7 protein-coding genes, 2 tRNA genes and 1 pseudogene are annotated in these 8,573 nt (G+C 71.0%); 4 read left to right on the plus strand and 6 right to left on the minus strand.

Annotated features, from left to right (window positions below; genetic code table 11):
• The coding region (locus tag C1I97_RS25030) for a PAS domain-containing protein (protein ID WP_146608279.1) at nucleotides 1-3,038 on the minus strand (3,038 nt) is incomplete at its 3' end.
• A gap of 167 nt (nucleotides 3,039-3,205) precedes the next feature.
• Entirely contained in the window at nucleotides 3,206-3,748 is a 543-nt protein-coding gene (locus tag C1I97_RS25035; protein WP_111005433.1) for an SSI family serine proteinase inhibitor, read from the minus strand.
• Nucleotides 3,749-3,942: 194 nt separating this feature from the next.
• On the opposite strand from C1I97_RS25035, the gene C1I97_RS25040 reads away from it, so the two are divergent.
• Both C1I97_RS25040 and C1I97_RS25045 read left to right on the plus strand, forming a co-directional pair.
• Nucleotides 3,943-4,033: transfer RNA gene (locus C1I97_RS25040), tRNA-Ser, on the plus strand.
• A gap of 197 nt (nucleotides 4,034-4,230) precedes the next feature.
• A tRNA-Arg gene (locus tag C1I97_RS25045) sits at nucleotides 4,231-4,303 on the plus strand.
• 98 nt (nucleotides 4,304-4,401) lie between these two features.
• Here the strand turns inward: C1I97_RS25045 and C1I97_RS25050 are convergent.
• The 4 genes and pseudogenes from C1I97_RS25050 to C1I97_RS25065 form a co-directional block, all read right to left on the minus strand.
• Nucleotides 4,402-4,908 carry a DinB family protein gene (locus tag C1I97_RS25050; RefSeq protein WP_111005434.1) on the minus strand — a complete coding sequence of 169 codons (507 nt, stop codon included), beginning with the start codon at nucleotides 4,906-4,908 and terminating at the stop codon, nucleotides 4,402-4,404.
• 146 nt (nucleotides 4,909-5,054) lie between these two features.
• Nucleotides 5,055-6,338: a site-specific integrase gene (locus C1I97_RS25055; protein ID WP_111005435.1), complete on the minus strand. Its 1,284-nt coding sequence runs from the start codon at nucleotides 6,336-6,338 to the stop codon at nucleotides 5,055-5,057.
• A complete protein-coding gene (locus tag C1I97_RS25060; RefSeq protein ID WP_111005436.1) occupies nucleotides 6,338-6,520 on the minus strand; it encodes a helix-turn-helix domain-containing protein in 183 nt (60 codons plus the stop codon). Before C1I97_RS25060 ends, C1I97_RS25055 begins: the two co-directional genes overlap by 1 nt.
• Nucleotides 6,517-7,173: pseudogene (locus C1I97_RS25065) on the minus strand (replication initiator); the annotation flags it as partial. The pseudogene C1I97_RS25065 and the gene C1I97_RS25060, both read right to left, overlap by 4 nt.
• 78 nt (nucleotides 7,174-7,251) lie before the next feature.
• Here C1I97_RS25065 and C1I97_RS40105 point away from each other — a divergent pair.
• Both C1I97_RS40105 and C1I97_RS39330 read left to right on the plus strand, forming a co-directional pair.
• The gene (locus C1I97_RS40105) at nucleotides 7,252-7,635 is read left to right on the plus strand and encodes a transposase (protein WP_111005437.1); all 384 of its coding nucleotides are present in this window, start codon (nucleotides 7,252-7,254) and stop codon (nucleotides 7,633-7,635) included.
• Nucleotides 7,636-7,652: 17 nt separating this feature from the next.
• A partial coding sequence (locus C1I97_RS39330) for an IS3 family transposase (protein ID WP_181446899.1) occupies nucleotides 7,653-8,573 on the plus strand: 921 nt, incomplete at its 3' end.

Raw genomic sequence — 8,573 nt, forward strand, 5'->3', positions numbered from 1 at the left:
GCGGGAGCCGGCTGCGGGGCGGGGATGCCCTGGGCCGGCACGGCCTGCGCGGGAAGCGGCCCGGCGGTGGTCTGCTGGGCCGGAGCAGCGGTGTTCTGCGCGGGGGCGAGCCCGGTGCCCTGCGGGGGCAGCGGCCGGCCCGCGCCGCCCTGGGCGGGCAGGGCCGCCTGTCCCGGCACCGGCTGCTGCGGCGCAGGAGCCTGCGGCCCCGCCACTGGCTGTCCGGGGGCTGCCTGGGGTGCGACCGGCTGTCCGGGGGCTGCCTGCGGCGCGACCGGCTGCCCCGGAGCCGCCTGGGGAACGGCCTGCGGCAGCGCCTGCGCGCCACCGGGGCCGGCCTGCGCGGGAACACCCGGTCCGGCAGCCCCCTGCGAAGGCGCTCCCTGTGCGGGCACGGCCACCGCGGGCATCGCTCCCGCGGGCACGGCCCCTTCGGGCGCACCCGGCAGGGGCAGGGCTCCCGCGGGCATCGTCCCCGGCACGGCGGCCCCGCCGGGCACCTCCTGCGCGGGCGTCGCGCCCGCCGCGGCGGGTTCCTGCGGCTGGGCAACAGCCCGGCGCCGGCGTCCCGTCGGCGCGCTCGCCGGGTGCGGCTGCGGCGGAGTGTGGTCGTCGGCCTGGTCGTGGGGTACGGCGTCGTGCTGCCCCTCGTCCGCCACGGGGGCGACGGGGGCGACGTCCTGCGTCGGCAGCTGAACCGCCCCCGTTCCCTCCGGGCCGTCGTCCGGCCGGTCCGCCTCAGCGGGCGGCAGGGCGAACACCGTACGAGGGGCCGCCTCCTGCGCGGCGGCACGCTCGGTCGCTGCGGCCAGGGCACGGCGACGCCGTCCGGTCGGCTGCGGAACGGGCGCCGCGGGGTTCCCGTCGCCCGGCCCGGGCTGCGCGTCCGCGGTCGCGGGCAGTGCCGCCGGCAGCGCCTGGGGCTCGCCGATCTCGCGCCGGGCACGCCGTCCGGTGGGCGCGGGCACGCCCTGCGGCGGCACCGTACCGCCCAGACCCGTATTCGAGGCCGCCGCGCCCGCGGCGTGCTCGGCCGCGGTGACCACGGCACCCTCGGACACACCCACCGCGTCCTCGGCGGGCCGTCCGCGCCGCCGCCCCGTGCCTCCCGTGCCTCCGGAGGCCTCCGTCCCCTGGGCCGGAATCCGCACGGCGTCCCGAGGCTCCTCGGCCGCACGCCGCCTGCGCCGCCCGGTCGGAGCCGCCTGGGCGCCGGTGGCCTCGCCCTCGCCGTCACCCTCGAGGAACGCGTCCGTGGAAGACCGCCGGGCCCTCCGCCGCCCGCCGCCCGTACGCTGCTCGGGCACGGCGACCTCCGCGGAGACGGCCTCCGGCGTACCGGCCGCCGGACTGTGGGCCTCCACCGGGACGACGCCCGCGCCACCGCCGAGCGGCACTTCGAGGACGTACGCGCTGCCGCTCATCCCGGGCACCGTGTGCGTCTGCAGCACACCGCCGTGCGCCCGGACGATGCCGCGCACGATCGGCTCGTGCACCGGGTCTCCCCCGGCGTACGGCCCGCGCACCTCGATCCGTACGACCTCGCCGCGCTGCGCCGCCGCCACCACGACGGTGTTGTCCATGTAGCCGCCCGCCGACACGGGCGAGTTGCCGGTCGCGTCCACGCCGGCCACGTCCGCGACGAGGTGCGCGAGCGCGGTCGCCAGGCGCTGCGGGTCGACCTCGGCCTCGATGGGCGGCGCGTGCACGGCGAACTGCACCCGTCCGGGCCCGATCAGCTCGACGGCCCCGTCGACACCGGCGGCGACGACCGCGTCGAGCATGGCCTTCGTACGGGCGATCTCCTCGCTGCCGGCGTCGAGGCGCTGGTAGCCGAGGACGTTGTCGATGAGAGTGGTGATCCTCGAGTAGCCGGCCGACAGGTGGTGCAGCACCTGGTTGGCCTCGGGCCACAGCTGTCCGGCGTCGTCGGCGGCGAGGGCGGCCAGTTCGCGGCGCAGTTCGTCCAGGGGCCCGCGCAGGGAACCGCCGAGGAGCGTGAGCAGCTGCTCGTGCCGGGCGGCGAGCGCCTCGTAACGGTCCTTCTCCCGCTCGCCGAGCGCGGCGTACCGCTCCTCGTTCGCGGCGAGCTCCTCCGCGTGCTGCTCGGTGAGCTCCTCGACCTCGGTGACGTGCTGCTGGCGCAGGGCGGTGAGCTCGGAGGCGTGCTCCTCGGCCAGCCGCTCGAGCTCCTCCGCGTGCTGCTTCTCGACGGCGGCCTTCTCGTCGGCGAGCGTCTCGTAGAGCCGCCGGTCGGTGAAGGTCATGACGGCACCGACGAGCTGGTCGCCGTCGCGCACCGGCGCGGTGGTCAGATCGACGGACACCTTGTCGCCGACCTTGGACCACAGCACCTGCCCGCGCACCCGGTGCTTGCGCCCGGAACGCAGGGTGTCGGCGAGCGGGGACTCCCCGTACGGGAAGGGCGAGCCGTCGGCGCGCGAGTGCAGGACGAGGGTGTGCAGCTCGCGCCCGCCGAGTTCGCCGGCCCGGTAGCCCAGTATCTGCGCGGCGGCCGGGTTGACGAGCACGATCCGCCCGTCGGTGTCGGTCCCCACGACGCCCTCGGAGGCGGCCCGCAGGATCATCTCGGTCTGCCGCTGCGAACGGGCCAGCTCGGCCTCGGTGTCGACGGTGCCCGACAGGTCGCGGACGACCAGCATCAGCAGCTCGTCGCCGGTGTAGCCGGACGCGTCGTAGGCCTGCTGGCTGTTCTCCAGGTTCGCGCTCGTGACCTCGACCGGGAACTCGCTCCCGTCGGTCCGCCGCGCCATCATCCGGGTCGGCTTGGTGCGCCCGCGCGGGTCGATGTGGTCGGGCCGGCGCATGGAGCCGGGGATCAGCTTGGAGTCGAACTGCGGCAGCAGATCGAGCAGCCCGCGCCCCACGAGCGCCGTCCCCGGGGTCTCGAACGCCTCCAGGGCGATGGTGTTGGCGTTGACGACCGTGCCGTTGGCGTTGACCAGCACCAAGGCGTCGGGCAGCGCGTCGAGTATGGCTGCGAGGCGAGCAGCGCCTCGGGATGGCCTGCTGCTCACGAGACGCTTCCTCCCTGTCACCGCACCTTGCCGACCGCGGGAGCCATCTTGCCAACCGGCCCGCAGCGTGTCACGCGAGGGAGTCTATGCGCAGACATTGCGCTCGCGACGCCGGATGGGAAGGAGGTCGCACGAGGAAGCGACGTCGAACCTGTGACCGTACGGTTTCACCGCGCACGGGCTTGCGCGAGGCCCTTACCGCTCCCCGGCCTTCCCGGAGCAGCGGGGTCGGGCAGGAGCGGCACGAGCCGGTTCCAGCGCTCGATCCGGCAGCCGTCGCCGCGGTCGTAGTACGCGTCGACGGGTCGGCCGGCCCAGGTCCCGGTGACGTGGGCGGTGGCCGGCCCGCCGTACTGCAGGGTGCAGAGCCTGCCGTCCGGCACGGGCGCGAAGACTTCCTGCCCCCAGCGAGTGTTCCGGTCGAGCACGTCGCAGGCGCCCCGCGCATCCGGGTGACTGCCGCCGGCGGGGTGGCAGTACAACTCGTACGTCCCGTCCCTGCCCTCGCCCGCGTTCCGCACGGTGACGGTGAGGTGGTCGCCGCCCCGGTCCTCGTTCCGCACGGGCGGCGGTGCGGCGGGCGAGGCGGCGGCGGGCACGGCGGGCAGCGACGCCGCCCCGGCGAGGGACGCGAGGGATGCCAGGAAACCGAGGAGAAGCACCCGCGAGACGGCGAAGCGCCGCGGTGTGGGGAAACCGACCTGAACCATGCCCGGACCAACGCGGAGCGCCCCAGGAAGTTGCGCTCCTTGCGCCGTTCCACCGACACTGCGCCCGACGCCACGACAAGGGCTTTGCCCTGGACCCTGCCTGCCTAGTACCGTGGGGGGCGATTGGTGACACCCCACGCGACTGTGTCATCATCTGCACGCACCACTTACGCGCTCGCGTGAGCGGTTGTGCTGGAGGCGTCGCCTAGTCCGGTCTATGGCGCCGCACTGCTAATGCGGTTTGGGCCTTAAAGCCCATCGAGGGTTCAAATCCCTCCGCCTCCGCGCGTGATCACCGAAGCCCCGGTCCGTTCAGGCCGGGGCTTCGGCGTTCCCGGGTCCTGACCTGCCCCACACCTTGTTTACGCAGGTCACAAGGGGCGGGAGGAATGGATTTCACATGACGGCGGCAGTCATGTAATGTTCTTCCTGTCGCCGCGAGCGGCCCGGAAGGGCCAGGAGCGAAGGCAAAAACAGAACAAGCACTCGTAGCTTAACGGATAGAGCATCTGACTACGGATCAGAAGGTTGCAGGTTCGAATCCTGCCGAGTGCGCAACAGGCCAGAGGCCCTGTGGAGTGATCCACAGGGCCTCTGGCGTTTCTCTTGACGGCAGTGTTTGACGGCAACCGCCCCGGAGGATGGGCGCGAGGCTAGTCGCCGGTCGTGCCGTCGAGCATTTCGCGCAGGATGTCCAGATGGCCGTTGTGGCGGGCCGTCTCCTCAGTGAGGTGGAGAAGGATCCAGCGAAGGTCGACGTGGAGGCCGTTGCGGACGGCTCGCTGGGCCTGCTTGTCCAGGCCGTTCCCAGCGACCAGCTCGCGGTAGCGGGCGCTCTGTTCGGCGTATTCGTCGAGCAACTGCGTGAGCGGGAAGTCGACGGCGATGCGCATCTCGCGGTCGGGGTCCTCCTCGGTCCAGGGGCCCCGGTCTTCCTCGCCGAGGAAGACCACTTGGAACCAGTAGTACTCGACCCAGCGGAGGTGGTTGATCACTCCGCTCATGGTCATCAGCGGTGAGCCCGGCAAGAGCGCCTTGCGTGCGTTCTCCGCAGAGACGCCATCGCACTTGGCGCGGGCGGTGTCACGTGCGTAGTCGAGAAACGTGGTGAGCTGGGTGCGCTCGTCCCACGCGGGCGGCGTATCGTCGATTCTGGTCATCGCGCGAAGCCTCTCCGATCACCCCGACCGATGTCGAGGCATTTATCGACGGACCCAACGTGCGCCACCCAGCTCCTTGTCCGGCGGGTCGCTACAGCGATTCAGATCCGATGAGTCGCCCGGCATGATCCGCCGGACAGGCCCTACTAGACGGCTACGAGGACGCCCGCCGCGCCGTCGTCATCGTCCGGATCGTTGCCGTCACCCCTCAGTGCGTTCCCAACACGGTCGAAGGCGGAGCGCTGGGAGTCGAGCCGTACGAAGGTGTAGATGTCCATGGTCACGCGGATCGAGCTGTGGCCCAGGACTTCCATGATCATGCGGGCGTCGGCGCCCTGTTCGTGGTGCAGGGACGCGCACGTGTGGCGCAGATCATGGAAGCGAACCTTACGGACTCCCGCGCGGGCGCACAGAGCTTCGAAGGACCGGTTCAGGTTGCGCGGCTCGATCGGTGTCCCGTTCTTCGTGGTGAAGACGAGGCCCTGCCCCGGCCCCTTCCAGTTCGCGCCAGCGGCCTTCCGGTCGGCGATCTGCTGGGCACGCTGAGCACGGAGCGCGGTCACGCACTCGGCCGGCAGGGCCACGCGGCGGGCCGAGCGCTGCGTCTTCGGCGCGACGATCAGCAGCTCGCCGCCGACCCGCTGTAAGGCCTGCCGGACGGTGAGGACGCCTTCGTGAAGATCCACGTCCGACCAGCGCAGGCCCAACAGCTCACCCCGCCGCAGACCGATGCGGACCGCCAGTTCGTACGCGGCCCACAGCCGGTTGTCACGGGCCGCCGCCAGTAGCTGACGCCCCTCCTTGGCCGTGAGCGGTTCGATCTCACGCTTCGTTCCCATGCTCAGCTCCACATTCCGGGCCACGTTGCGGGGCAGCTCGTCCTCGCGTACGGCGTGCTGGAGGGCGGCCCGCAGGATCACCAGCAGGAAGCGCACGGTCCGGTCGGAGGGGAGCTTCTTGCAGCACTTGCCGAGGGCGCAGCAGCGCCGCCTGTGCTCCGGCCGCTTCTTGTCCTTGCCCTGCGCGCAGCACTGGCAGGTGGCCGCCGTCTTGGTCAGGAAGGCCCGGATGTCGCGAGCGGTGAGCCGAGCCAGCTTCTTCCTGCCGAACTCGGGCGTGACGTAGTTGCGGACGAGCGATTCGTAGTTGACGTACGTCGTCCTGCGGACCTTGCCCTTGGCGACGTTCGCAAGCCAGTACGTCAGATACTCGGCGATCGTCATTTTGCTGGTGGCCACCGGCAGGCCGTTGAGGGAGTCGGCCTTGAGCTTGGTCAGCTTCTCGTGTGCCTCATCCCAGGTCTTGCCGTAGACGCTGCGCCGCTTGTACGTGCCGTCCGTCGTCAGAACGTACGCACTGCCCTCCCAACGACCGTCCTTGCGCTGGTAGATGGTGCCCTCGTTGTTGGCGTTCTTCTTCGGCTTGGCCATCAGGCAGCTTCCTGTTCGGTCCGGAGGGATATGTAGTCGTGCACGGCGGCTTCGCTGATGCGGCGGCAGCGGCCGATCTTGAAGGAGGCGAGTTCGCGGGAACGAATCAGGTCATGGACCTTCCAGCGACTGATGCCGAGACGCTCGGCGACCTGGTCCACGGTGAGCACGGCCGTCGTCATGCAGGCACCAGCCCTTCGTGCTTGACGCGTTGGGAGTGGGCGATTTCGTGGCGGACCTGGGCGGCGAGCAGTTCTTCACCGGGGCGGTAGCCGCTGCTGAGGTAGGTCCAGGAGGAGGCGGTGACGAGGGTGGTGTTCTCGTCGTTCGCAGGGAGGTCGGCGCGGATGCGAGCGGCTTCGGCTTGGGCCAGGCGCCAGGCACGGCGTACGTCGCGCAGCGCGCCGAGGGTGGTCGAGTAGGCCCGTGACTTGCTGGAGAAGTGGCCGCGGAAGCCGAGCATGTGGGCCCACTTCCAGAGCTTGAGGTGGGCGAACTCCGGGAGGTGGCCGAGGGCCCAGGCGGTGCGGATCATCTGTCGGGCGTGCTGCTGTACGGGGAGGGCGGCGAGGGGTTCGGCCTGCCCGGTGCCGTCGCAGTCGGCGCAGAGGTCGCGGAAGCCGTCGGGGCCGCGTACGTAGCCGCGTCCGGTGCAGGGACGGCATATGAGGGTCCGGTCTACGGTGCCCGCGCCTTCGGCGTTCTTGGTGGCGTACTTGGCGACTTATCCGGCGACCTTGGCGTCTGTGAGTTCGCCGTCACCGAGGGCAGAGATCTGATCCACCTTGAATCGGTCGCCCCACCTGATGACGCGCTCGCCGATCGCGTCCGACTCCCTCTCTGTCAGCCTTGGGTGAGACGCCCCGCTTCGGCGGGTTAGCCTGAGAGGGCACGACAGGAGAACCACCCCCTCATGACCAGCACCAAGCCCGCCGGATCCGACCCGGCTCCCCGGCCGAAGCGCCGCACTTTCAGCCCCGAGTACAAGCTGCGGATCGTGGCCGAGTACGACGCCGCCCCGCAGAACGAGAAGGGCGCGATCCTGCGCCGCGAGCGGCTGTACCACTCGCACGTGAAGGAGTGGCGGGCCGCGCGGGATGCCGGGGCCCTGGAGAAGCTGGTCGACAAGCGCACCAGCCCGGCGAGGCCGAAGAAGTCGGCCGCCGAGGCGGAGAACGAGAAACTGCGCCGCCAGGTGGAACGGCTGGAGAAGGAACTGGCCCGGAACAAGGCCGCGTTGGAGGTAATGGGAAAAGCTTCCGCGCTCTTGGAAATGATCTCCGAGGGCGCGGACTGAACGCTGCCGCCGACCCGGTGGTCGATGACGCGTTCACCGGCGTCGAGGGCGAGCTGGGCATTACGGCCGCGTGCCGGCTGACCGGCCGCTCCCGGGCCACCCACTACCGCCGACTGCAGCCGGCGCCACCGCCAAGGCCTCGCTCGCCGCAGGTTCAGCCCTCGGCCCTCACGGCCGAAGAGCGGGCTGCGGTACTGGAGTTGATGAACAGCGACGAGTACGCCGAGCTCCCACCCGCACAGATCTGGGCCCGCGAGCTGGATGCCGGGCGCTACCACTGCTCCGTCTCCACGATGTACCGGATCCTGCGCGAGAAGGGGCAGACCGGCGAGCGCCGAAGACAGGCCACCCACCCCGCCAAGACGGTGCCCGAGCTGGTGGCCACCGCGCCCTCACAGGTGTTCACCTGGGACATCACCAAGGCGGCCGGACCGGCCAAGGGCATCTGGTACCACGCCTACGTCATCATCGACATCTTCAGCCGCTACATCGTCGGCCACACCGTTGAGCGGGCCGAATCCGCCGAGCGAGCCGAGGAGTTGATCCGCGAGACCATCACCCGCAACGGCATCGTGCCCGAGACCGTGCACGCCGACCGCGGCACGTCGATGACCTCCAAGAAGGTCTCCCAGCTGCTCATCGATCTGGGGGTGACGAGATCGCACTCGCGGCCGAAGGTCTCCAACGACAACCCCTACAGCGAGGCCCAGTTCAAGACCACGAAGTACATGTCCGACTATCCCGAACGGTTCGATTCCCTGGCCCACGCCCGAGAGTGGTTCGACGCCTTCATCGCGTACTACAACCATGAGCACCGGCACTCGGGCATCGGCTGGCACACACCCGCCAGCGTGCACTTCGGCACCGCCGAGGAGGTCCGCGACCAGCGGGCCGTCACCCTCTCCGAGGCATACGCCCGCCACCCCGAACGCTTCGGC

Origin of the sequence: Streptomyces sp. NTH33, from assembly GCF_003236365.1 — a bacterium.
Classification (GTDB): Bacteria; Actinomycetota; Actinomycetes; order Streptomycetales; family Streptomycetaceae; genus Streptomyces.